General features: G+C 64.8%; 20 protein-coding genes. 12 read left to right on the forward strand and 8 right to left on the reverse strand.

The genetic code is table 11. The features are described 5' to 3' along the window. Positions 1-137: 137 nt before the first annotated feature. The 9 genes from AC1Q5S_RS16565 (at position 138) to AC1Q5S_RS16605 (ending at position 11,511) form a co-directional block, all read left to right on the forward strand. Positions 138-1,208, forward strand: coding sequence for a GTP pyrophosphokinase (locus AC1Q5S_RS16565; protein ID WP_303833725.1), 1,071 nt, complete (start codon positions 138-140; stop codon positions 1,206-1,208). Between the two features lie 250 nt (positions 1,209-1,458). Further along, positions 1,459-3,066: a polyhydroxyalkanoate depolymerase gene (locus AC1Q5S_RS16570; RefSeq protein WP_492239102.1), complete on the forward strand. Its 1,608-nt coding sequence runs from the start codon at positions 1,459-1,461 to the stop codon at positions 3,064-3,066. Continuing rightward, a complete protein-coding gene (gene rsxB / locus AC1Q5S_RS16575) occupies positions 3,066-3,758 on the forward strand; it encodes an electron transport complex subunit RsxB (RefSeq protein WP_303833727.1) in 693 nt (230 codons plus the stop codon). The genes AC1Q5S_RS16570 and rsxB overlap by 1 nt, the downstream gene beginning before the upstream one ends. 274 nt (positions 3,759-4,032) lie before the next feature. Continuing rightward, positions 4,033-5,238 carry a succinyldiaminopimelate transaminase gene (gene dapC / locus AC1Q5S_RS16580; protein WP_492239104.1) on the forward strand — a complete coding sequence of 402 codons (1,206 nt, stop codon included), beginning with the start codon at positions 4,033-4,035 and terminating at the stop codon, positions 5,236-5,238. A 4-nt stretch (positions 5,239-5,242) separates the two neighbouring features. Further along, positions 5,243-6,067 (forward strand): 2,3,4,5-tetrahydropyridine-2,6-dicarboxylate N-succinyltransferase, encoded by an 825-nt coding sequence (gene dapD / locus AC1Q5S_RS16585; protein WP_026436552.1) that lies wholly within the window; start codon positions 5,243-5,245, stop codon positions 6,065-6,067. A gap of 68 nt (positions 6,068-6,135) precedes the next feature. After that, a complete protein-coding gene (locus AC1Q5S_RS16590; protein ID WP_092698410.1) occupies positions 6,136-7,296 on the forward strand; it encodes a PilT/PilU family type 4a pilus ATPase in 1,161 nt (386 codons plus the stop codon). A 23-nt stretch (positions 7,297-7,319) separates the two neighbouring features. Next, positions 7,320-8,525 carry a succinyl-diaminopimelate desuccinylase gene (dapE, locus tag AC1Q5S_RS16595; protein WP_303833729.1) on the forward strand — a complete coding sequence of 402 codons (1,206 nt, stop codon included), beginning with the start codon at positions 7,320-7,322 and terminating at the stop codon, positions 8,523-8,525. Next, entirely contained in the window at positions 8,522-9,451 is a 930-nt protein-coding gene (gene prmB, locus AC1Q5S_RS16600) for a 50S ribosomal protein L3 N(5)-glutamine methyltransferase (RefSeq protein WP_303833730.1), read from the forward strand. Before dapE ends, prmB begins: the two co-directional genes overlap by 4 nt. Beyond that, complete coding sequence (locus AC1Q5S_RS16605; protein ID WP_303833731.1) at positions 9,451-11,511, forward strand: ABC-F family ATP-binding cassette domain-containing protein; 2,061 nt, start codon at positions 9,451-9,453, stop codon at positions 11,509-11,511. The genes prmB and AC1Q5S_RS16605 overlap by 1 nt, the downstream gene beginning before the upstream one ends. Positions 11,512-11,884: 373 nt before the next feature. On the opposite strand, the gene phbB is transcribed toward AC1Q5S_RS16605, so the two are convergent. The 3 genes from phbB to AC1Q5S_RS16620 form a co-directional block, all read right to left on the reverse strand. After that, positions 11,885-12,622 carry an acetoacetyl-CoA reductase gene (gene phbB / locus AC1Q5S_RS16610; RefSeq protein ID WP_303833732.1) on the reverse strand — a complete coding sequence of 246 codons (738 nt, stop codon included), beginning with the start codon at positions 12,620-12,622 and terminating at the stop codon, positions 11,885-11,887. Between the two features lie 322 nt (positions 12,623-12,944). Further along, positions 12,945-14,123 carry an acetyl-CoA C-acetyltransferase gene (locus tag AC1Q5S_RS16615; protein ID WP_303833733.1) on the reverse strand — a complete coding sequence of 393 codons (1,179 nt, stop codon included), beginning with the start codon at positions 14,121-14,123 and terminating at the stop codon, positions 12,945-12,947. Positions 14,124-14,212: 89 nt separating this feature from the next. Continuing rightward, complete coding sequence (locus tag AC1Q5S_RS16620; protein ID WP_303833734.1) at positions 14,213-15,913, reverse strand: PHA/PHB synthase family protein; 1,701 nt, start codon at positions 15,911-15,913, stop codon at positions 14,213-14,215. Positions 15,914-16,016: 103 nt separating this feature from the next. Between AC1Q5S_RS16620 and AC1Q5S_RS16625 the strand changes: the two genes are divergently transcribed. Further along, positions 16,017-16,355 (forward strand): hypothetical protein, encoded by a 339-nt coding sequence (locus AC1Q5S_RS16625; protein ID WP_303833735.1) that lies wholly within the window; start codon positions 16,017-16,019, stop codon positions 16,353-16,355. Here the strand turns inward: AC1Q5S_RS16625 and pgeF are convergent. Next, positions 16,275-17,132, reverse strand: coding sequence for a peptidoglycan editing factor PgeF (pgeF, locus tag AC1Q5S_RS16630; protein WP_303833736.1), 858 nt, complete (start codon positions 17,130-17,132; stop codon positions 16,275-16,277). The two genes, AC1Q5S_RS16625 and pgeF, sit on opposite strands and share 81 nt — an antisense overlap. Before the next feature lie 7 nt (positions 17,133-17,139). Then, the gene (gene maiA / locus AC1Q5S_RS16635; RefSeq protein WP_303833737.1) at positions 17,140-17,808 is read right to left on the reverse strand and encodes a maleylacetoacetate isomerase; all 669 of its coding nucleotides are present in this window, start codon (positions 17,806-17,808) and stop codon (positions 17,140-17,142) included. Between the two features lie 208 nt (positions 17,809-18,016). On the opposite strand from maiA, the gene AC1Q5S_RS16640 reads away from it, so the two are divergent. Together AC1Q5S_RS16640 and AC1Q5S_RS16645 are read left to right on the forward strand one after the other, a co-directional pair. Then, positions 18,017-18,712 carry a fumarylacetoacetate hydrolase family protein gene (locus tag AC1Q5S_RS16640; protein ID WP_303833738.1) on the forward strand — a complete coding sequence of 232 codons (696 nt, stop codon included), beginning with the start codon at positions 18,017-18,019 and terminating at the stop codon, positions 18,710-18,712. Between the two features lie 93 nt (positions 18,713-18,805). Next, a complete protein-coding gene (locus tag AC1Q5S_RS16645) occupies positions 18,806-19,357 on the forward strand; it encodes an NUDIX hydrolase (RefSeq protein ID WP_492239105.1) in 552 nt (183 codons plus the stop codon). A gap of 41 nt (positions 19,358-19,398) precedes the next feature. Here AC1Q5S_RS16645 and AC1Q5S_RS16650 read toward each other — a convergent pair whose 3' ends face one another. The 3 genes from AC1Q5S_RS16650 to AC1Q5S_RS16660 form a co-directional block, all read right to left on the reverse strand. Beyond that, entirely contained in the window at positions 19,399-19,881 is a 483-nt protein-coding gene (locus AC1Q5S_RS16650; protein WP_303834976.1) for a hypothetical protein, read from the reverse strand. A 150-nt stretch (positions 19,882-20,031) separates the two neighbouring features. Continuing rightward, positions 20,032-20,505 (reverse strand): Spy/CpxP family protein refolding chaperone, encoded by a 474-nt coding sequence (locus AC1Q5S_RS16655; protein WP_303834978.1) that lies wholly within the window; start codon positions 20,503-20,505, stop codon positions 20,032-20,034. Then, positions 20,502-20,957 (reverse strand): anti-sigma factor family protein, encoded by a 456-nt coding sequence (locus AC1Q5S_RS16660; protein ID WP_303834980.1) that lies wholly within the window; start codon positions 20,955-20,957, stop codon positions 20,502-20,504. Before AC1Q5S_RS16660 ends, AC1Q5S_RS16655 begins: the two co-directional genes overlap by 4 nt. Positions 20,958-20,961: the final 4 nt, after the last annotated feature.

Below are 20,961 nucleotides of genomic sequence, written 5' to 3' on the forward strand. Positions count from 1 at the left end.
ATTTATATGCGCCCCCGCGAACTGCCCCTGCCCTGTAGCGATATGCAAACACGGCAACAGATCCGTCCCCCCCGACAGCCACACAGGGCCATGCGGGCCTTACGATCCGGGGTACAGGTGCATTCGAAAGCCCCCCTATGCCATCGCTTGACTTCGAGCGGGAAGAAGCCCGCTTCCATACCTTCCATGCGCAGAATCTGCCCCGTTTGCAGGAGGCCTGCGCGTCCTTCGTCACCCTGCTCACGGCCTTGCTGACCCCTTCGGGGCAGGTGGATGTATCCAAGATCGAGGGGCGCGTGAAGGACAAGGAAGAGTCCATCCGTAAATTCACCCGCAAATACCGGCCGATGCTGGAAGAAGCCAACCAGCCCTATGAGATTGCCCCCTACATCACCGACCTGATCGGGGTGCGCGTGGTTTGCCTGTATGAAGACGAGCTCGACAAGGTGGCCCGCCTGGTGCGCTCGCACTTTGACGTGATGGATGTCACCGACAAGGTGGCGGCCGTGGAGGGCACCGAAGCCTCGTTTGGCTACAAGGGCCTGCACCTGGACCTGCGGCTCAACGCTGCCCGGCGGGCATTGCCCGAGCATGCTGCCTGCGCGGACCATGCTTTCGAGTTGCAGGTGCGCACCATCATCCAGGACTCGTGGAGCGTGCTGGACCACAAGATCAAGTACAAGAAATCGATTCCCGGCCAGCTCAAGCGCCGCATCAATGTGCTGTCGGCACTGTTCGAGCTGGCCGACCGCGAGTTTCGCCAGATCCGCGACGCCACCGCAGCCGAGTTGCTGGAGGCGCCCGACGAAACCGCCGAAGTCCTGCCGGAAGCCGGAGCGCAGGTGGCAGACAAGGCAGCGCCCCCCAGCAGCGAGCTCAACGCCTTCACCTTTCTCAAGATTGCCAACCACTTCTTCAAGGATTTCGAGTTCGAACCCTACAAAGTGGACAGTTTCGTGGACGACATCCAGAACTGGTCGCCCGGTATGACGCGCGCGCGTTTCAATGCACTGTTGCGTGAAACCATCGCCGTGGTCAAACGCTACAAGCTGCACTTTGAGGAACAGAACCCGCAGGGAAGCTTCAACCCCTACACTGTGATCCGCCACTGCCTGTACCTCAGTAACAGCACCGCATTCCGCCCGGCCCTGCGCAACGTGGCGCGGGAAAGCTTCGAAGCCTGGCTGCAGGAACACGGCAGCCCTTGAGCCAGGCAAAGACAGCCGCGCGCCCCGGCACCACCAAGTTGCACGCGAAAAAGCAAGAGTAAAATTGCCACTAACCATTAACGGTATTGCGATTGAAGCTCTAATTTTTATAGCATAAAAGGTAAATATACAGGCCATACCCCCATGTCGCCGGACTGTCACCCAGGTGACTTCGGATTGGTGGTTTCACTCCAGACGCTCGTAACGAGTTGCTGCTATATTGCACTGCAACATAACGGAGTTTCACCCCATGCTCTACCAGATCTACGAAACCCAACGCTCCCTGATGGAGCCCTTTGCCGAATTTGCCCAAGCGGCCTCCAAGCTGTACAGCCACCCCTCCTCCTTCCTGAGCCAGATGCCGCTCGCGCAGCGCGTTTCTGCGGGCTACGACCTGCTCTACCGCCTGGGCAAGGGCTATGAAAAACCGGAATTCGACATCCCCACGGTGGATGTGGACGGGGTCGGCGTGGCCATCCATGAGCGCGTCGAGATCAACAAGCCCTTTTGCGAACTGCGCCGTTTCAAGCGCTTTTCGGACGATCCGGCCACGCTGACCCAGCTCAAGGGCCAGCCCGTGGTGCTGATCGTGGCGCCGCTGTCGGGCCATTACGCCACCTTGCTGCGCGACACGGTGCGCACCATGCTCAAGGACCACAAGGTCTATATCACCGACTGGCGCAGTGCCCGCCTGGTGCCCCTGTCCGAGGGGGAATTCCACCTCGACGACTACGTGAACTATGTGCAGGAGTTCATTCGCCACCTGCAGGGCATCTATGGCAACTGCCATGTGATCAGCGTTTGCCAGCCCACCGTGCCGGTGCTGGCCGCCGTGTCGCTGATGGCCAGCCGGGGCGAAACCACCCCCATCACCATGACCATGATGGGTGGCCCCATCGATGCGCGCAGGTCCCCCACCACGGTGAACAACCTGGCCACGAATCGCAGCTACGAGTGGTTTGAAAACAACGTAATCTTCCGGGTGCCCGACAACTTTCCGGGCGCCGGCCGCCTCGTGTACCCCGGTTTCCTGCAGTACACCGGCTTTGTGGCCATGAACCCCGACCGCCATGCCACCAGCCACTACGACTATTTCCAGGACCTGATCAAGGGCGACGGTGCCAGCGCCGAAGCCCACCGCAAGTTCTACGACGAATACAACGCCGTGCTGGACATGGATGCGGACTACTATCTGGAAACCATCAAGACCGTGTTCCAGGACTACAGCCTTGTCAACGGCACCTGGGATGTGCGCTCGCCCGAAGGCAAGATCGAACGCGTGCGCCCGCAGGACATCACCACCACCGCGCTGTTCACGGTAGAGGGAGAACTCGACGACATCTCCGGCTCGGGCCAGACGGAGGCCGCGCACGACCTGTGCACCGGCATCGAGCGCAAGGAGCAACACCACCTTGAAGCCAAGGGTGCGGGCCACTACGGCATTTTCAGCGGTCGCCGCTGGCGCGAAATCGTGTACCCCAAGGTGCGCGCCTTCATCCAGCAGCACCAGACGCCCCGGGCCCAACCCGCCACGCACGCACCGGCCAGCGAACCGGTCGTGTCGGCCAGCACGGCACCCGCACCGAGCGCACCCGTGGTGGCACCTGCCGCGCCGATGAAAGTTGCTGCCAAAGCAGCTCCGCAGTCCATCAGCGCGCGCGCCGCCAAGTCGGCCCCCACCCCGCGGCCTGCCAAGGCCGCTGCGCCCAAGGCCGCGCAGGAAATCCGTTCGACCCCGGCACCGGCCGGCGTGGCCACCCGGTGGGTGAAGCCCGCGGGCGGTGAAGCCGTTGCCAAGACCGCAGCGCTAGCACCGGCAACGCCCGGCGCCAAGCGCCCCGCAGCGCGCAAGGCCTGATGCCTGGCTTGCGGCAGAACGTGGACGAACTGGCAGAGCGCATCAACGCGGCCCTGCCCCAGACGCAGTGCACCCGCTGCGGCTACCCCGACTGCGCCAGCTATGCGCAGGCCATTGCCGAAGGAGTCGCCTCCATCAACCAGTGTCCACCGGGCGGGTTGGAGGGGGTGGCCCGGTTGGCTGCCATCACGGGCCAGACCGTGCAGCCGCTCCATCCAGACCACGGACTGGAGGCCCCGCGCACGGTGGCTGTCATCGATGAAAACTGGTGCATTGGCTGCACCCTGTGCATCAAGGCCTGCCCCACCGATGCCATCGTGGGCGCCAACAAGCTCATGCACACCGTGATGCCAGCCCATTGCACCGGTTGCGAGCTGTGCATTCCGGTGTGCCCCGTGGACTGCATCCAGCTGGAAAACGCCAGCGGCAGCGCCACCGGCTGGGCCGCCTGGACCCAGGCCCAGGCCGACGCCGCACGCCGGCGTTACACCGCGCACCGGCAGCGTCTGGCGCAGCCCGGCGCCGAACCACCCGAGGCCGGGCCAGATGACGGCACGCCCCTCCCCCCTGATGCCGGCATGGCACTGGCTTCGCCGGCCTCCACGGCCTCGACGGCGCAGGAGACACGCCAGGCCGCCATCGCTGCGGCCATGGCTCGCGCACGGCAGCGGCGAGGCCCTGCCTCGCGATGAGGTGCGTGGTGCCGCTGCAGCCGACATGGCGGCACTTCAGCGGGCCGCCAGCCTCTGGCAGACGCCACACCCCACCCATTGATCACCCACCCGCGCCACAAACGACATCTTGGTCTGCACTGCACCAGTGGCCGGAGGTGGTGTCCCACTCGATGGAAAGCGCCACCCACGCCGGAGTGACAGATGCAGGCTTCATGGGTTTTCCTTCGGTGATCCTCTTTGCAGCGCGGCGGCACGGTCAACGCGGGCAGTGCATCGCCCATAATGCAGCCCCATGAATCCCCTGCTTTCCCATCTGCAGCCCTACCCATTCGAGCGGCTGCGGCAGCTTTTTTCGGGGGTCACCCCCCCCGCGGCCTTGAGTCCGATCAGCCTGGGCATGGGTGAGCCGCGCCACCCCACGCCGCAGTTCATCAAGGATGCCATCAGCGCCAACCTGGGCGGGCTGGCCAGCTATCCAGCCACGGCGGGCGAGTTGCGCCTGCGCGAGGCGTTTTCTGCCTGGCTGTCGAAACGCTACGGCCTGGCCGTGGATGCCGGCACCCAGGTACTGCCCGTGAACGGATCGCGCGAAGCCCTGTTTGCCTTTGCCCAGACCGTGATCGACCCGTCCCGAGGCCAGCCCGTGGTGGTTTGCCCCAACCCGTTCTATCAGATCTACGAGGGCGCGGCCGTGCTGGCCGGCGCAACGCCCTATTACGCCCCCAGCGACCCGGCCCGCAACTTTGCAGTGGACTGGGACAGCGTGCCCGAGGCCGTGTGGCAGCGCACGCAGCTGCTGTTTGTCTGCTCGCCCGGCAACCCGACAGGCGCCGTGATGCCGCTGTCCGAATGGCAAAAGCTGTTCGAGCTGAGCGACCGCCATGGCTTCATCATCGCCTCGGACGAGTGTTACAGCGAGATCTACTTCCGCGACGAGCCGCCGCTGGGAGGCCTGCAGGCCGCCGCCCAGCTGGGGCGCAGCGGCTTCAAGAACCTGGTGTCCTTCACCAGCCTGTCCAAGCGCAGCAATGTGCCGGGGCTGCGCAGCGGCTTCGTGGCCGGTGATGCCGCCCTGATGCAGGCCTTCTTGCTGTACCGCACCTACCACGGCAGCGCCATGGGACCGGTGGTGCAGGCCGCCAGCATCGCCGCCTGGAGCGATGAGCAGCATGTGGTGGAAAACCGCACGCTCTACCGCCAGAAGTTTGCGCAGGTCACGCCCCTGCTGGCCGGCGTGATGGACGTCTCTTTGCCCGACGCCGGCTTTTACCTCTGGGCCAAGGTGCCCGAGGCCCTGGGCATGACCGACACCGAGTTCGCCCAGGCCTTGCTGGCTCAATACAATGTCACCGTGCTGCCGGGCAGCTACCTGGCCCGCGAGGCCCAGGGCCGCAACCCCGGCGCCCAGCGCGTGCGCATGGCCCTGGTGGCCGATACCGAAGAATGCGTGGAAGCCGCGCTGCGCATCGTCCAATTCATCCAATCCCATACTGCCTGACACCATGACCCAACAACTCCAGACCCTCATCGACAACGCCTGGGACAACCGCGCCAACCTCTCGCCCGCCTCCGCTCCCAAAGAAGTGCAGGACGCGGTCGAGCATGTGATTTCCGAGCTCAACAACGGCAAGCTGCGCGTTGCCACCCGCGAAGGCGTGGGCCAGTGGACCGTGCACCAGTGGATCAAGAAGGCCGTGCTGCTGTCGTTCCGCCTCAAGGACAACGAACTCATCGAGGCCGGCGACCTGGGGTTTTATGACAAGGTGCCCACCAAGTTTGGCAATCTCAGCGCCGACGAAATGGCCGCCACCGGCGTGCGCGTGGTGCCCCCGGCCGTGGCGCGCCGTGGCAGCTTCATTGCCAAGGGCGCCATCCTGATGCCGTCCTATGTGAACATCGGCGCCTACGTCGATGAAGGCACGATGGTCGATACCTGGGCCACCGTGGGCAGCTGCGCGCAGGTGGGCAAGAACGTGCACCTGTCGGGCGGCGTGGGCCTGGGCGGCGTGCTCGAACCCTTGCAGGCCAACCCCACCATCATCGAAGACAACTGCTTCATCGGTGCCCGCTCCGAAGTGGTCGAAGGCGTGATCGTGGAAGAAAACTCCGTCATCAGCATGGGCGTGTACCTCGGCCAGAGCACCCCGATCTATGACCGTTCCACCGGCGAAATCAGCTACGGCCGCGTACCCGCCGGCTCGGTGGTCATCAGCGGCAGCCTGCCCAAGGAAGGTGGCAAGTACAGCATGTACGCCGCCATCATCGTCAAGAAGGTGGATGCCAAGACCCGCTCGACGACCAGCCTGAATGATCTGCTGCGCGACTGAACGCGGCTGACCGCCCACGCCAGCGCAATGGCCGCCACAGCCGACACGAACAACGAGAGGGACACACCATGAGCACGATGGAACGAATCCTGCGCCTGATGGCGGAGAAGAAGGCCTCCGATGTCTATCTGTCGGCCAACGCGCCGGCGCTGATCAAGATCAACGGCGAATGCGTGCCGATCAACAACCAGATCCTGCCGCCCGACGCCCCGCGCAACCTGCTCTCCGAAGTGGTGCCACCGGACCGCATCGAAGAGCTGGAAGAAACCGGCGAACTCAACATGGGCGTGCCGCTGACCGGTGTGGGTCGTTTCCGTGTCAGCGCCATGCGCCAGCGCGGCAGCTATGCGGTGGTGATCCGGTTCATCTCGCAGCATATACCCGAGCTCGGTTCGCTGGGCCTGCCGCCCGTTCTGCGCGAACTGATCATGGAAAAGCGCGGCCTCATCCTGGTGGTGGGCGCCACGGGCTCGGGCAAGAGCACCACGCTGGCGTCGATGATCGACAGCCGCAACGAACAGCTGACCGGGCACATCCTCACCATCGAGGACCCGGTGGAATACCAGTTCAAGAACAAGAAATCGATCGTGAACCAGCGCGAGATCGGCAGTGACACCCAGTCGCTGCAGACGGCGCTCAGGAACGCACTGCGCCAGGCCCCTGACGTGATCCTGATCGGCGAAATTCGCGACCGGGAAACCATGTCGGCGGCCATTGCCTACGCGCAGTCTGGCCATCTGTGCCTGGCCACGCTGCACGGCAACAACAGCTACCACGCGCTCAACCGGATTTTGAGTTTTTACCCCGTCGAGGTGCGCCCCACCATGCTGGGCGATCTGGCATCGGCGCTCAAGGCGGTGGTGTCGCAGCGACTGGTGCGCACGGTGGAAGGTGGCCGCGTGCCCGCCGTGGAAATCATGCTCAACACCAAGCTCGTTTCCGAGCTGGTGGAAAAGGGCGACTTCTCGGGCGTGAAGGAGGCCATGGAAAAATCCATGGCCGAAGGCTCGCAGACCTTCGAGGAAGCCCTGGCCCACCACATCATGGAAGGCAAGATCGACCGCAAGGAAGGCCTGGCCCACGCCGACTCGCCCACCAACCTCATGTGGCGTCTGCAAAACGACTTCGCCCTGGCCGCCAACGCGGCCAGGGCCCAGAAAGAGGCGCGGGACATCCCCGACGACCAGCCTTCTTTCACCGAAATCGTGCTGGACGTCAAAGCCGCCTGACCCGGCCTCACCTGAACTCCCCGATGTCCCGCACCCTGCACCTGGCCGAACAGCTCATCTCCCTGCCCTCCCTCACGCCGGAGGACGCCGGCTGCCTTGACCTGCTGGCGGCACGCCTGGTCCCGCTGGGTTTTGTGTGCGAACGGCTGGACAGCGGCCCCGACCATTTCCGCGTCAGCAATTTGTGGGCAAAACGGCCTGCGGCGCGCGCACCATCTGCGCAGCAAGCTACAAAGACAATAGTATTTGCCGGGCACACCGACGTGGTACCCACCGGCCCGCTGGCGCAGTGGAGCAGCCACCCCTTCACGCCCACGCACAAGGACGGCAAACTTTTTGGCCGCGGCGCCAGCGACATGAAAACCTCCATCGCCGCCTTCGTCGTGGCGGTGGAAGAATTCCTGGCCGCGCACCCCGATCCGCACCTCTCGATTGCCTTTTTGCTCACCAGCGACGAGGAAGGTCCCTCGGTGGACGGCACCAAGGTGGTGGTGGAGCAGCTCCGGGCGCGCGGCGAGCCGCTCGACTACTGCATCGTGGGCGAGCCCACGTCGGTCGAAAAGACGGGCGACATGATCAAGAACGGCCGGCGCGGCACGCTCAGCGGCAAGCTCACCGTGCGCGGCATCCAGGGCCACATCGCCTACCCGCAGCTGGCACGCAACCCCATCCACCAGGCGCTGCCGGCGCTGGCCGAGATGGCCGCCACCGAGTGGGACCCGGGCAATGCCTTCTTTCCACCCACCAGCTGGCAGATCAGCAACATGCATGGCGGCACTGGTGCCACCAATGTGATTCCGGGCGAGGTGGTGGTGGACTTCAATTTTCGCTTCTCCACCGAATCCACCGCCGAAAAGCTCAAGCAGCGCGTGCACACCCTGCTGAACCGCCATGGCCTCGAATACGACCTGCAGTGGACGCTGGGCGGCCAGCCCTTCCTGACCACGCCGGGCGACCTCGTCACGGCCGTGCAGCGGGCCATCCTGGCCGAAACCGGACTGACCACCGAACTGTCCACCACCGGTGGCACCAGCGACGGCCGCTTCATCGCGCAGATCTGCCCCCAGGTGATTGAGCTGGGGCCGCCCAACGCCACCATCCACAAGATTGACGAGCATGTGGTCGTTGCCGACATCGAACCGCTCAAGGCCATCTACCGCCGCACCCTCGAAAACCTGAACCAGATGGTCAGCCTGGCACCCGCAGCCACCCAGGTGGCCGCGGCATGACCGGCTCCACCACCGCCCTGCCCGCCCTGCAAGGCGCCACGGTGGGCGCATTGGTGCAGTCTGGCGCCGCACTGCTCACCGCCGCGGGCGTTTCCTTCGGCCACGGCACCACCAATGCCCAGGACGAAGCCGCCTGGCTGGTGCTGTGGCGCCTCGGACTGCCGCTCGACAGCGACCTGGGCGATGGCCCCGATTCCGTGGCAAATCAGCCTGTAGACCAGAATGAACTTGCGCTGGCAGCTGCACTTTTTGAAGAACGCATCCGCGCCCGGAAACCCGCCGCCTACCTGACCCGCGAGGCCTGGCTGCAGGGCGTGCCGTTCTATGTGGACGAGCGCGCCATCGTGCCGCGCAGCTTCATCGCCGAATTGCTGGCCGATGGCAGCATCGATGATTTCCTGGGCGAGCACACGCGCCGCGTGCTCGACCTGTGCACCGGCAACGGCAGCCTGGCCGTGCTGGCGGCCATGGCCTGGCCCGAGGTCGAGGTCACGGGCGCCGACATTTCACCCGATGCACTGGCCGTGGCCCGCATCAATGTGGACCGGCACGGCCTGCAGGACCGCATCGCGCTGCAGCTGTCGGACGGCCTGGCCCAGTTGCCCGGCCCGTGGGACCTGATCCTGTGCAACCCGCCCTACGTCAACGCGGCCAGCATGGCGCAACTGCCCGCCGAATACCGGGCAGAACCCACCCTCGCCCTGGCGGGCGGCTTTGACGGCATGGACTTCATTCGCCAGCTTCTGCAGGACGCCCCCGCACGCATGAGCGAAAATGCCGTCCTCGTTCTCGAAATCGGAAACGAACGCGCCCACTTTGAAGCGGCCTTCGGGCAGCTGCCCGTGTACTGGATAGATACCAGCGCGGGCGAAGACCAGGTGCTTCTGGTGACACGCCAGGCCCTGGTTTCCTATTTTTCCTCCTGATGATCACTCTTAAAAATGTCACCTTGCGCCGCAGCGCCAAGGTGCTGCTCAATGGCGTCAACGCCACCATCAACCCCGGCGAAAAAGTCGGTCTGGTGGGTCGCAACGGTGCGGGCAAATCCAGCCTGTTTGCCCTGTTCAATGGCTCCCTGCACGAAGACGGGGGCGATTTCTACATCCCCGCGCAGTGGCGCATGGCGCAGGTCGCGCAGAACATGCCCGAAACCGATGAGTCCGCCACCGACTTCGTCGTCACCGGCGACACCCGCCTCGTCGAACTGCGCGCCCAACTGGTCCAGGCCGAAGCCGAGGACGACGGCATGGCCATCGCCCACGCCTACACCGACCTGGCCGATGCCGGCGACCACGACGCCATTCCACGCGCGCAGGCACTGATCCTGGGCCTGGGCTTCAAGGTGTCCGAGCTGGACAAGCCCGTCAACAGCTTCTCGGGCGGCTGGCGCATGCGCCTGCAGCTGGCGCGTGCGCTGATGTGCCCATCCGACCTGCTGCTGCTCGACGAGCCCACCAACCACCTGGACCTCGATGCCCTGGTCTGGCTGGAGGCCTGGCTCAAGCGCTACGAAGGCACGATGATCGTCATCAGCCACGACCGCGAGTTCCTCGATGCCGTGACCAACGTCACCATGCACATCGACAACGCGCAGATCACGCGCTACGGCGGCAACTACAGCAAGTTCGAGGATCTGCGCGCCCAGCAGCTCGAATTGCAGCAGGCCAGCTTTGCCAAGCAGCAGGAAAAGATCGCCCACCTCAAGAAGTTCATCGACCGCTTCAAGGCCAAGGCCAGCAAGGCCAAGCAGGCGCAAAGCCGGGTCAAGGCGCTCGACCGCATGGAAAAGATCGCCCCCGTGCTGGCCGACGCCGAATTCACCTTCGAATTCAAGGAGCCGCAGAACCTGCCCAACCCGATGCTGGCCATCAGCGATGCATCGTTTGGCTACCGCAGCGAAGACGGTGCACAAACCACCATCCTGGAAAACGTCAGCCGCAGCGTGCTGGCGGGCCAGCGCATCGGCATCCTGGGCGCCAACGGCCAGGGCAAATCCACGCTGGTCAAGACCATTGCCCGCACCATGGCACCGCTGGCCGGTACCGTGACCGAGGGCAAGGGCCTGTCGATCGGCTACTTTGCCCAGCAGGAACTCGACGTGCTGCGCCCGCACGAAAACCCGCTTGAGCACATGATCCGCCTGGCGCGCGAACTGGGTCCCAACAGCCGCGAAGCCAGCCGCGAGCAAGACCTGCGCAGCTACCTGGGCACGTTCAACTTCACCGGCGACATGGTCAAGCAGAGCGTGGGCAGCATGAGCGGCGGTGAAAAAGCCCGTCTGGTACTGGCCATGATCGTCTGGCAGCGCCCCAACCTGCTGCTGCTCGACGAGCCCACCAACCACCTGGACCTGGCCACGCGCGAGGCGCTGTCGATGGCGCTCAACGAGTTCGAAGGCACCGTCATGCTGGTCAGCCACGACCGCGCCCTGCTGCGCGCCGTGTGCGACGAGTTCTGGATGGTCGGCCGCGGTGCCGTGGGGCCGTTTGATGGCGATCTCGACGATTACCAGCGCTACCTGCTCGACGAAGCCAAGCGCCAGCGCGAACTGGCCAAGACCGAAGCGGCGGCAGAAAGCGCGGCACTCAAGGCCGCCGCAGCGCCTGCACCCGTTGCCGTGCCGGTTGTTGCTCCTGTGTCCATAGCTGCCAACGCCAACCAGACAGGCGCCAGAGGCCAAAATGATGCCAAACCTGCTGTCGATGCCAAGGAACAGCGCAAGCTCGATGCCCAGGCGCGCCAGCAGCTGGCGGAAAAAACGCGGCCCCTGAAACGCGAGATCGAACAGATCGACCAACGCCTGGCCGCCTTGGTCGCCGAGCGGGCCGGCCTGGAAGAACGCCTCACCCAGGCGCTGCCGCCCGCGGAAATCGCCGACCTGGGCCGGCGCCTGAAAACCGGCCACGACGAAACGGCGCGGCTGGAAGAACGCTGGCTGGAAATTTCTGCCGAACTGGAAGAAATGGGCGTGAGCGCCAGCGCCTGATACGTAAAATCTTGTAATTTCTTTCGGTATTTATTGGTCTTCAAACCAATAAATACCTGCGTTGAAAGCTATTATTTTTGCAGCAAATTTTCTCATCAAAATAGCGAGTGATACGGTTGCATTTTTTTGCGTTTGGACGTCAACCAAGCCTTGAGTGAGCGCGTTGTTGGTACATCACAGGAGTTTTCCAGTATGAATACCACCGCAATCTTGTCCGCTTGGCCCGAAGACGAACGCGACCGCAAACGCGCACCGGCCCGCCTTTGAGGGCGTGGCAGCCGCCCACCATGGCGGCGGCAGCCCCTTCATCCATGTTCCTCTCAACAAAAAACCCCGCAATGCGGGGTTTTTTGCTGTCGGCTTCGGGTCCGTGTCAGCCCATGTGCAACCCACCGTTGACGGAGAAATCAGCCCCGGTGGCGTAGCCCCCCTCTTCCGAAGCCAGCCAGGCGATGATGGAGGCAATTTCGCTGGGCTCGCCCAGGCGCTTGACGGGCACGGTGGCCACGATCTTTTCCAGCACATCGGGGCGAATGGCCTTGACCATGTCGGTGCCGATGTAACCCGGGCTCACGGTATTCACCGTCACGCCCTTGGTCGCCAGTTCCTGCGCCAGCGCCATGGAAAAGCCGTGCATGCCGGCCTTGGCGGCCGAATAGTTGGTCTGGCCCGCCTGGCCCTTCTCGCCGTTCACGCTGCTGATGTTGATGATGCGGCCCCAGCCCTTTTCCACCATGTCGGCCACCACCTGCTTGGTGACATTGAACATGCTGTTGAGGTTGGTCTCGATCACCTGGTCCCAGTCCTCGCGGGTCATCTTGAGGAACATGCGGTCGCGCGTGATGCCGGCATTGTTCACCAGCACGTCGATCGAACCATGTTCGGCCTTGGTCTTGGCGAAGGCATCCACGGTGGAATCCCAGTTGCCGACATTGCCCACCGATGCGTGAAAGGTGTAGCCCAGCGCTTTTTGCTCATCGAGCCACTTGGTGAAGTCTCGCGTAGGGCCACAGCCGGCGATGACCGTGAACCCCTCCTTGTGCAAACGCTGGCAGATGGCGGTGCCGATACCGCCCATGCCGCCGGTGACGTACGCTACTTTCTGGCTCATGTGATTTCTCCTGGTTGTGATGCGCTCTGCACCCACTCTACCCAAGAATTGATACGCTGCGGTGAAGAAAAACACGGATGCATTCGTTTTTTCCGCAAGACTGCGCCGATCCACCTCCGCTCCGTGCCGTGCATGGCAGAAAGGGCCGCGATCCGGTACAAGCCGTCCTCGCCAGGACCGCTTTTCGCCATAAGCAGCGGCTGCCTCCACGGGAAGAGGCCTGCGCGCCCTGCCTGCGGCATCAAGCACCACCGGCAACAAAAAAGCCGCGTGGCAACGCGGCTTTTGAAGGGGTGCCTTTGCAGGCAGCGTACTGGTGCCTTCAGCGCTCCAGCGCCAGCGACACACCCATTCCTCCACCAATACACAGTGCCGCCAGGCCCTTCCGGGCATCGCGGCGCTGCATCTCGTGCAGCAACGTGACCAGGATGCGGCAGCCGGACGCGCCAATGGGGTGGCCGATGGCAATGGCGCCACCGTTCACATTGACCTTCGCGGGATCGATGGCCAGTTCCTTGTTGACGGCGCAGGCTTGTGCTGCAAAGGCTTCGTTCAGTTCGAACAGGTCCACGTCGGCAGCGTTCCAGCCCGCGCGCTGCAGCGCCTTGCGCGAGGCTGGCACCGGGCCCATGCCCATGGTGGCCGGGTCGAGACCGCTGGTGCCAAAGGCGGCAATGCGGGCCAGGGGCTTGAGGCCCAGGGCGGCGGCCTTCTTGGCGCTCATCACCACCACGGCAGCGGCGCCATCGTTGATGCCCGAGGCATTGCCCGCCGTCACGCTGCCCGCCTTGTCGAAGGCCGGGCGCAGGCCGGCCAGCACTTCGGCATTGGTCTTGCGGTTCAGGTATTCATCGGCATTGAAGAGGATGGGGTCGCCCTTCTTCTGGGCCAGGCTCACGCCCACGATTTCATCGGCAAACTTGCCTGCGTCCTGCGCGGCAGCGGCCTTTTGCTGGCTGCCCAGGGCCAGTGCGTCCTGCATGTCGCGGGTGATGCCGTAGGCCTTGGCCACGTTTTCCGCCGTGATGCCCATGTGGTACTGGTTGTACACGTCCCACAGGCCATCGACGATCATGGAGTCGATCATTTTCCAGTCGCCCATGCGCTGGCCGTCGCGCGAACCGTTGAGCACATGGGGCGAAAGGCTCATGTTTTCCTGGCCGCCGGCCACCACGATTTCGCTGTCACCCCAGGCCACAGCCTGGGCCGCCAGCATCACCGCCTTGAGGCCGGAGCCACAGACTGCATTGATGGTGAGGGCCGGCGTTTCCTTGGCCACGCCGGCCTTCATCAGCGCCTGGCGCGCGGGGTTCTGGCCCACGCCCGCTGTCAGCACCTGGCCCATGATGACTTCGCCGATCTGGTCGGACGCCAGCCCCGCCCGCGCGATGGCCTCGCGGATCACGATGGAGCCCAGTTCGGTGGCGGGCGTCTTGGCCAGAGCGCCACCAAATTTGCCCACTGCGGTGCGGGCCGCAGAAACAATGACGATGTCTTCCATGGAAAGTCCTTTCGAAATAAATCGGTAGGGGGCGAAAGCGCGCGCCCCGGGGAGTTTTCAGATTCTCGCAGCCCTTGGGAGCGGTTCGGTCAGGCCTTTTGCTTCACGTAGCGGCCAGGTGCCGGCTCGATGGCCTTGAACCGGGCGCCTTTGCCGTAAGCCTTGGGTGCTGCAACCTGTTTGCCGGCATGGCCCTTGAGCCAGCCGGACCAGTCGGTCCACCAGCTGCCCGGGTGCTCCGTGGCGCCTTCGAGCCATTGGTCGAGCGTGGCGGGCAGCTTGCCGTCGGCGCGGATCCAGTGGCTGCGCTTGCCCTTGGCGGGCGGGTTGATCACACCGGCGATATGGCCCGAGGCGCCCATGACGAAGCGCTTTTTTCCGGGCAGAACCTGGGTGGAGGCATAGGCCGCATTGATGGGAACGATGTGGTCTTCGCGCGAGCCGTAGAGATAGACCGGCAGCGTGAGATTGGCCAGGTCCATCTTCTCGCCGCACACGGTGAGCTTGCCAGGCTGGACCAGGTTGTTTTCGAGGTAGAAATTGCGCAGGTACCAGGCGTAGAACGGCCCGGGCAGGTTGGTGCTGTCGCTGTTCCAGTACAGCAGGTCGAACGGTGGCGGTGTTTCGCCCTTGAGGTAGTTGCCCACCACGTAGTTCCACACCAGATCGTTGGGCCGCAGGAAGCTGAAGGTCGAGGCCAGGTCCTGACCTTTCATGAGGCCGCCCTTGCCCAGTTGCATCTCGCGGAACTTCACGAAGTTTTCGTCGATGAACACGTCCAGGATGCCGGTGTCGGTGAAGTCGATGAGCGTGGTCAAAAAGGTGGCGCTGGCCACCGGTTCATCGCCGCGCGCGGCCAGCACGGCCAGCGCATTGCTCAGGATGGTGCCACCCACGCAAAAACCCAGGGCGTTGATCTGTTCCGCACCCGTGATGTTCTGCACCACGTCAATGGCGGCCATCACGCCGTCTTCGACATAGTCATCCCAGGTCTTGTGGCCCAGGGAGTCGTCAGGGTTGCGCCAGCTCACCACAAAGGTGCGGTGGCCCTGCTCGACGGCATAGCGGATCAGCGAATTCTCGGGCTGCAGATCCAGGATGTAGAACTTGTTGATGCACGGCGGCACCAGCAAAAACGGCCGCTCGTACACCTTGGCGGTGAGCGGCTTGTATTCGAGCAGCTGGAACAGCTCGTTCTCGAACACCACGGCGCCCTCGGTGGTGGCCACGTTGCGGCCCACCTCGAACAGGCTTTCGTCGGTCATCGACACATGGCCCTGGGTGATGTCGTGCAGCAGGTTCTGCATGCCTTTGGCAATGCTTTCGCCCTTGGTTTCGATGGCCTTTTTCTGTGCTTCGGCGTTGAAGGCCAGAAAATTGCTGGGCGCCATGGCGGCCATCCACTGCTCCACGCCAAAGCGGATGCGGGCGCGGGTCTTGGCGTCGGCCTCGACGGCCTCGGCCAGGCCCATCAGCGTGCGCGCGTTGAGCAAGTAGGCCGCCGCGGAGAACGCGGCCACCGGGTTGCTGGCCCAGCCCTCGCCCGCGAAACGCCGGTCTTTCAGTTCGGGGGTGGTTTGCAGGCCCTGGGCCCACAATTCCTGGGCATCGTGAAGATACTGCTGCTGCAGTGCCTGCAATTTGGCCGGCGAAAACTTCAGGGGTGCGGCACCTGGCGTGCGGCCCACCAGGTCTGCGGATTGAAAGGACTGCATCGCCTTCGTCCAGCTGTCCCCGAAAATCTGCTGGAATTGCTGGGCGCTTTGGGCCCAGAGTGCTTCAGAATTCATGCTGCATCCTCAATGGTTGGTCGCTTGCACGGGGCTTGCGTGCCATTGTTGCCCACCTGTTGCCGCAAGGCAATGTTCACCCGCATTTTTCTCTCTTGTTCTCATGTACCTCGTCGTCATCACCTGGCTGTATGTCACCCTCATGATGGCCGTGGCCGAAGCCACCAGCAGCACGGGCAGCCTGATGGGCGCTGTCGTGACGTTTGTGCTGTATGGGCTGCTGCCGGCCGGCATCGTGGCCTATATCCTGGGCACACCCGCGCGCAAGCGGGCCATCAAGGCGCGCGAGCAGGCGCAGCAGGCCGCCTATGATGCTGAGCAAGCCGGCAATCTGCCGGATGCGGAGGCTGCGCCGGCAGCATCAGCCGCGCCAGATGCAGGCGGCCATGCGGCCGCTGCCACCAAGAGCCCTCTGGTCGCGCCGGTACGAAAAGAACCGTGAGGCATTGCCCACGGTGCACCACGCCGCGCTGCTGTCGTTGCCGTAGATCTGCGTGACGCCCAGGGCGCGCAGCCGCAGCCGCGCCAGCGCCGCCAGATCGGCCAGGAACTTGCCCTGGCCCTGCGCCACAAAGCACGCCTGGGCCGCCGGGTGGTGTTGGCAGAATGCCTCGCGCACCTCTGCACCCACCTCGAAGGCTGTGGGGCCGATACAGGGCCCCAGCCACGCCATCGTGTCCGCAGCCAGTGCATCAATGGCTTCGTTTTTGATGGCTGGTTGCGCTTTACCAGCAAGCGCCAGGACCGTGAATTTTTCAAACACAGATTCCAGAACGCCCACCCCCTGCATTCCCGCCAGCCCGCGCCAGCCCGCATGGGCCGCCCCCACCATGGCACCAGATGCATGGGCCAGCAGCACGGGCAGGCAATCGGCCACCATGATGGTGCAGACGGCGCCCGGCTCCGTGGCCACACAGGCATCGGCCTCGGTGCCGTCGGGCATGGCGTGGTCGATCTCGGTCACTGCCGTGCCATGCACCTGGTTCAGAAAAACGGGCCGGGCGCCCGGGGTAGCGCCCTGCACCACTGCCTGCAACCGCTGGCGATTGGCCTGCACTGCCGCTGGCGCATCGCCCACATGGCTGCCCAGGTTCAGGCTGGCATAGGGGCCGCTGCTGACGCCACCGGCCCGCGTGGTGCACAGGACGTGCACGCCGGCAGGCGCGGGCCACTGCGGCTGCAGCCAGTCGGCGTGCGCCATCCCTGGGGAGAGGTTCATGGCCTGCTCACGGCTGATGGTCCGGGCAGGCCGAGGGCTGTGCCTGCAGGAATGCGGGCAGCGCCATGCAGGCAGCAAAGGCCGCCATGGTCAGCGGCAGCCCTTGCAGGTGGACATTGAAGCGCTGGCAATTGAAGACGTGCGGCACCAGGCAGCAGTCGGCCAGCGTGGGGGCATCGCCCCAGCAATACACCGAAGGCGCCAGCCCCTGCGCCACGCGCTGCTGCGCCAGCAGCTCCAGCTGGCGCTCGAATGCCTCCAGCCCGCTGCGCGCCCAATGCTGGTACCAGGCGTTCTTGGCGTCCTCCGAAACCTTCAGCTCATGCACCAGGTATTTGAGCACCCGCAGGTTGTTCAAGGGGTGCATTTCGCACGCCACCATCTGCGCCAGGGCCCGCACCTGGGCCCGGGCCAGCGGCTCGGCGGGCAGCAGGGGCGGCGCAGGGTGGATTTCATCAAGGTATTCGATGATGGCCATGGACTGGGACAGCGCCACGCCATCGTCGGTCAGCAAGGTGGGCACGAGGGCATCGCCCACCCGGCCGGTGTAGGCCGGGTCGTGGTGCTCGCCGCGCACCAGGTGCACGGGGATGTATTCGTAGCCAAGCCCCTTGTACTGCAGCGCGATGCGCACGCGAAACGACGCCGACGAGCGGAAATAGTTGAACAGTTTCATGGGCTGCAGAGCGTGGTTGGAGCACGAAGGGGGGTGGCGGGGAGGTGGGCGTCGCCGGTCTGCGTCGGCAGGGACACCACGGGCGCGAGTGTAGCGCCGCTCGGCAGACACACCGGCCCCGTGGCACACTGGTGCAAGGCGGCGCCACCGCGCCAGGGCCCCGCGCCTGCGCCCCGCCGCATTGACCATCCTGCAGCAGAAAGACCCCATGAGCTATGTTTTCTCTCCCGCGCCTGTGGCCAGCGTGCCCGTTGTGGGCTCTGGCGACCGTTTTCCCGTGCACCGCATTTACTGCGTGGGCCGCAACTACGAAGAGCACGCCAAGGAAATGGGCTTCACCGGCCGCGAGCCGCCCTTCTTCTTCATGAAACCCGCCGATGCCATCGTGGTGGTCAACGCCGGCGAAACCGGTCTGCTGCCCTACCCCAGCCGCACGGCCAACCTGCACCACGAGATCGAACTGGTGGTGGCCATTGGCAAGGGCGGCAAAAACATCCAGGCCGCCGATGCGCTGGCCCACATCTACGGCTACGCCGTGGGCCTCGATATGACGCGCCGCGACCTGCAAAACGACATGAAGAAACAGGGCCGCCCCTGGTGCATCGGCAAGGGCTTTGATGCCAGCGCCCCCATCGGCCCCATCACGCCGGCCGCACAGGCGGGTGACGTGTCCCATGCCGCCATCTGGCTGCAGGTCAATGGCGCCGAGCGCCAGCGCAGCAACGTGGCCCAGCTCATCTGGAACATTGCCGAAACCATCGAGCACCTGTCTGCCGCCTGGGAGCTGCAGCCCGGCGACCTGATCTACACCGGCACGCCCGAAGGCGTGGGTGCCGTGGTGCGCGGTGATGTGCTCGAAGGCGGCGTGGACGGCCTCACCCCGCTGCGCCTGAGCGTGGTGTAGCCGCCCAGGCATTGCCCGCATCCGCTTTACTTTTCATCGTTGCAAGCGCTTTATGCACAAGCGTCTGCAGCCTGTTTGAATCCTATTTTTCGCATGACCTTTCGCAGCCCGATCCAACACTGCCGCGCCTGCGGTACGGCCGTGGTTTACCGCCTGCCCGACGATGGCGACACCCGCCAGCGCGCCGTCTGTCCGGCCTGCCACACGGTGCACTACGAGAACCCGCTGAATGTGGTGGGCACCGTGCCGGAGTTTGCCGACGGCCGGGTGCTGCTGTGCAAGCGCAACATCGAGCCTCGCTGGGGCAAGTGGACGCTGCCGGCCGGGTTCATGGAACTCGATGAAACCACGTCCCAGGGCGCAGCCCGCGAAACCGACGAAGAGGCCGGCGCCCAGATCGAGATGGGCCCGCTGTTCAGCCTGCTGAACGTGCGCCGCGTGGGCCAGGTGCACCTGTTCTACCGCGCCCGGCTGCTCAGCGACCAATTCAATCCCGGCTACGAGACCATCGAGGCGCGCCTGTTCACCGAAGCCGAGGTGCCCTGGGACGAGCTGGCGTTCCGCACCGTCAAGGAAACGCTGGAACACTATTTCGCCGACCGCAAGGCCGGGCAGTTCGGGCTACACTGCATCGACTTGGAATAGCCCGCCGCCCGCACCGTGTGGCCCGGGGTTCACTCGCGCACTCAATGCGGCAGCGCGATGGCTTTCCAGCCGGAATGGTTGAAATGGCTGCCGTAGGTGTTGAGTGCCTGCGCCACCTTCACCAGCCCCGCCGCGCGCGCCTTCTCGCCTTCCTTGCCCTGCGCGGCATCCACGCCGCCCAGAATCTCGCCGATCACGATGTGCAGCTGGGCATCGGCCTGGGGTTCGAGCTTGCAGTTCTCCACGATGAACGCCACCTGTTTGGAGATTTCCGCGCCAAAGGTGTCGTAGTCGGCTGCCTGGGCCTTGCCCGCATGGGCCAGGGGCAGCGTGCGGTTCACGGCCTTGTGCATGGCGCTCATGCCCTGGCGCAGCGGAGCATCGATGTGCCATTTCCTGCCGGCATTGCGTTCGATTTTCTGGGGTGCTATGGCGCCGTGGTCATGGGCCGCCGGACTGGCGGCCAGCGTGGCAACCGGCAGGGTCAGGGCGGCGGCGAGCACAAGGTACAGAGGGGATTTCATGGGAGGACTCCGGTAGGTTGAACAAAAGGGCCGGCAATTGCCGGGCCTTGTTGCTTCAAACGACGGACGACCATCAATGTTCCAGCTGTTTTGCCGCTTTTTTGATGCACCGTTTTTAACGGCCCCCGCTCTGGCACCGCTGGGCTGCCCTCAATCGCGGTGCAGCAGCTCCTCTTGCGAGGATTCCTGGGCATAGCGGCGGAACAGCAGGGCCATCAGGCGGGCACGCTGCCCCTCGTCGAGCAGCGCGCGCTCGGCCAGCAGCTGCGCAATCACACGCTGCTGCTGTGCGTCCTGCAGGGCGGCAATGCGGGCCTGCTCGGCGTCGATGGCGGCGCGCTGCGGCGGGTCGGCAAAAATATGCCGCACCAGCGCCTCGCGGTGCCGGTGGATATCGCCCCAGTTGGCGGCCAGGTCGCTCAGGAAGGCGGGTTCGAGCTGCTGCCAGCGCTGGCGCTGCTCGGGGGTCAACTCCAGGTAATCGGGCAGGTTCAAGGCGCTTGGCCTGGCAGCGCCCGCCTGGGTGGGGGGCTGCAACTGGTGCAGGGCCACGGCCACGACAATGCCGGCATTCAGGGCCAGCGACACGGCCAGAAGCCATGCCGGTGCGCTGCGGCGGTTCATGGCATTCCTTTCGAGAGACGGCAGATTTCTGCGGCGGTGCACAGGCCGCCCGGCGGCACGGGGTCGAATACCCGCACCAGGCCGGCGCTGGGCACCGTGGCCGCGCCGCCGCCCAGCAACAGGCCGCCCAGCCAGATGCCCGAGGCCAGTGCCAGCCCGCCCGCCAGTCCGGTGGGCATCCAGCCCAGCCAGGCGGGCCATGCGGGCCTGGGGCGCGCTGGCCGCCGCCCTGGTGGCGGAGCGTGCAAGCGGTCGTTCAGTTGCGCCGCCAGGTCCAGGCCCAGCCGGGGCGACGGCAAGGCGCGCAGGCTCTGGCCCAGCACGGTGATTTCATCGAGCCGGTGCTGGCACGCGGAGCAGCCCGCCAGGTGAAGGCTGAAGCGGGCGCGCTCGGCGGGGAACAGCATGTCGTCCGCATAGGCGGACAGGTCGGTGTGTCGTGGGCAGGTCATGGCA

The organism is Acidovorax sp. GW835-FHT14B10 (assembly GCF_058793725.1).

Bases quoted from the DNA above. Each gene is read 5' to 3' on its own strand.
- AC1Q5S_RS16605 (WP_303833731.1), top strand. From the start codon at position 9,451: ATGATCACTCTTAAAAATGTCACCTTGCGCCGCAGCGCCAAGGTGCTG.
- rsxB (WP_303833727.1), top strand. From the start codon at position 3,066: ATGCCTGGCTTGCGGCAGAACGTGGACGAACTGGCAGAGCGCATCAAC.
- AC1Q5S_RS16590 (WP_092698410.1), top strand. From the start codon at position 6,136: ATGAGCACGATGGAACGAATCCTGCGCCTGATGGCGGAGAAGAAGGCC.
- dapC (WP_492239104.1), top strand. From the start codon at position 4,033: ATGAATCCCCTGCTTTCCCATCTGCAGCCCTACCCATTCGAGCGGCTG.
- AC1Q5S_RS16570 (WP_492239102.1), top strand. From the start codon at position 1,459: ATGCTCTACCAGATCTACGAAACCCAACGCTCCCTGATGGAGCCCTTT.
- pgeF (WP_303833736.1), bottom strand. From the start codon at position 17,132: ATGAACCTCTCCCCAGGGATGGCGCACGCCGACTGGCTGCAGCCGCAG.
- maiA (WP_303833737.1), bottom strand. From the start codon at position 17,808: ATGAAACTGTTCAACTATTTCCGCTCGTCGGCGTCGTTTCGCGTGCGC.
- AC1Q5S_RS16645 (WP_492239105.1), top strand. From the start codon at position 18,806: ATGACCTTTCGCAGCCCGATCCAACACTGCCGCGCCTGCGGTACGGCC.
- AC1Q5S_RS16620 (WP_303833734.1), bottom strand. From the start codon at position 15,913: ATGAATTCTGAAGCACTCTGGGCCCAAAGCGCCCAGCAATTCCAGCAG.
- prmB (WP_303833730.1), top strand. From the start codon at position 8,522: ATGACCGGCTCCACCACCGCCCTGCCCGCCCTGCAAGGCGCCACGGTG.
- phbB (WP_303833732.1), bottom strand. From the start codon at position 12,622: ATGAGCCAGAAAGTAGCGTACGTCACCGGCGGCATGGGCGGTATCGGC.
- AC1Q5S_RS16660 (WP_303834980.1), bottom strand. From the start codon at position 20,957: ATGACCTGCCCACGACACACCGACCTGTCCGCCTATGCGGACGACATG.
- dapD (WP_026436552.1), top strand. From the start codon at position 5,243: ATGACCCAACAACTCCAGACCCTCATCGACAACGCCTGGGACAACCGC.
- AC1Q5S_RS16625 (WP_303833735.1), top strand. From the start codon at position 16,017: ATGTACCTCGTCGTCATCACCTGGCTGTATGTCACCCTCATGATGGCC.
- AC1Q5S_RS16640 (WP_303833738.1), top strand. From the start codon at position 18,017: ATGAGCTATGTTTTCTCTCCCGCGCCTGTGGCCAGCGTGCCCGTTGTG.
- AC1Q5S_RS16615 (WP_303833733.1), bottom strand. From the start codon at position 14,123: ATGGAAGACATCGTCATTGTTTCTGCGGCCCGCACCGCAGTGGGCAAA.
- AC1Q5S_RS16650 (WP_303834976.1), bottom strand. From the start codon at position 19,881: ATGAAATCCCCTCTGTACCTTGTGCTCGCCGCCGCCCTGACCCTGCCG.
- AC1Q5S_RS16565 (WP_303833725.1), top strand. From the start codon at position 138: ATGCCATCGCTTGACTTCGAGCGGGAAGAAGCCCGCTTCCATACCTTC.
- dapE (WP_303833729.1), top strand. From the start codon at position 7,320: ATGTCCCGCACCCTGCACCTGGCCGAACAGCTCATCTCCCTGCCCTCC.
- AC1Q5S_RS16655 (WP_303834978.1), bottom strand. From the start codon at position 20,505: ATGAACCGCCGCAGCGCACCGGCATGGCTTCTGGCCGTGTCGCTGGCC.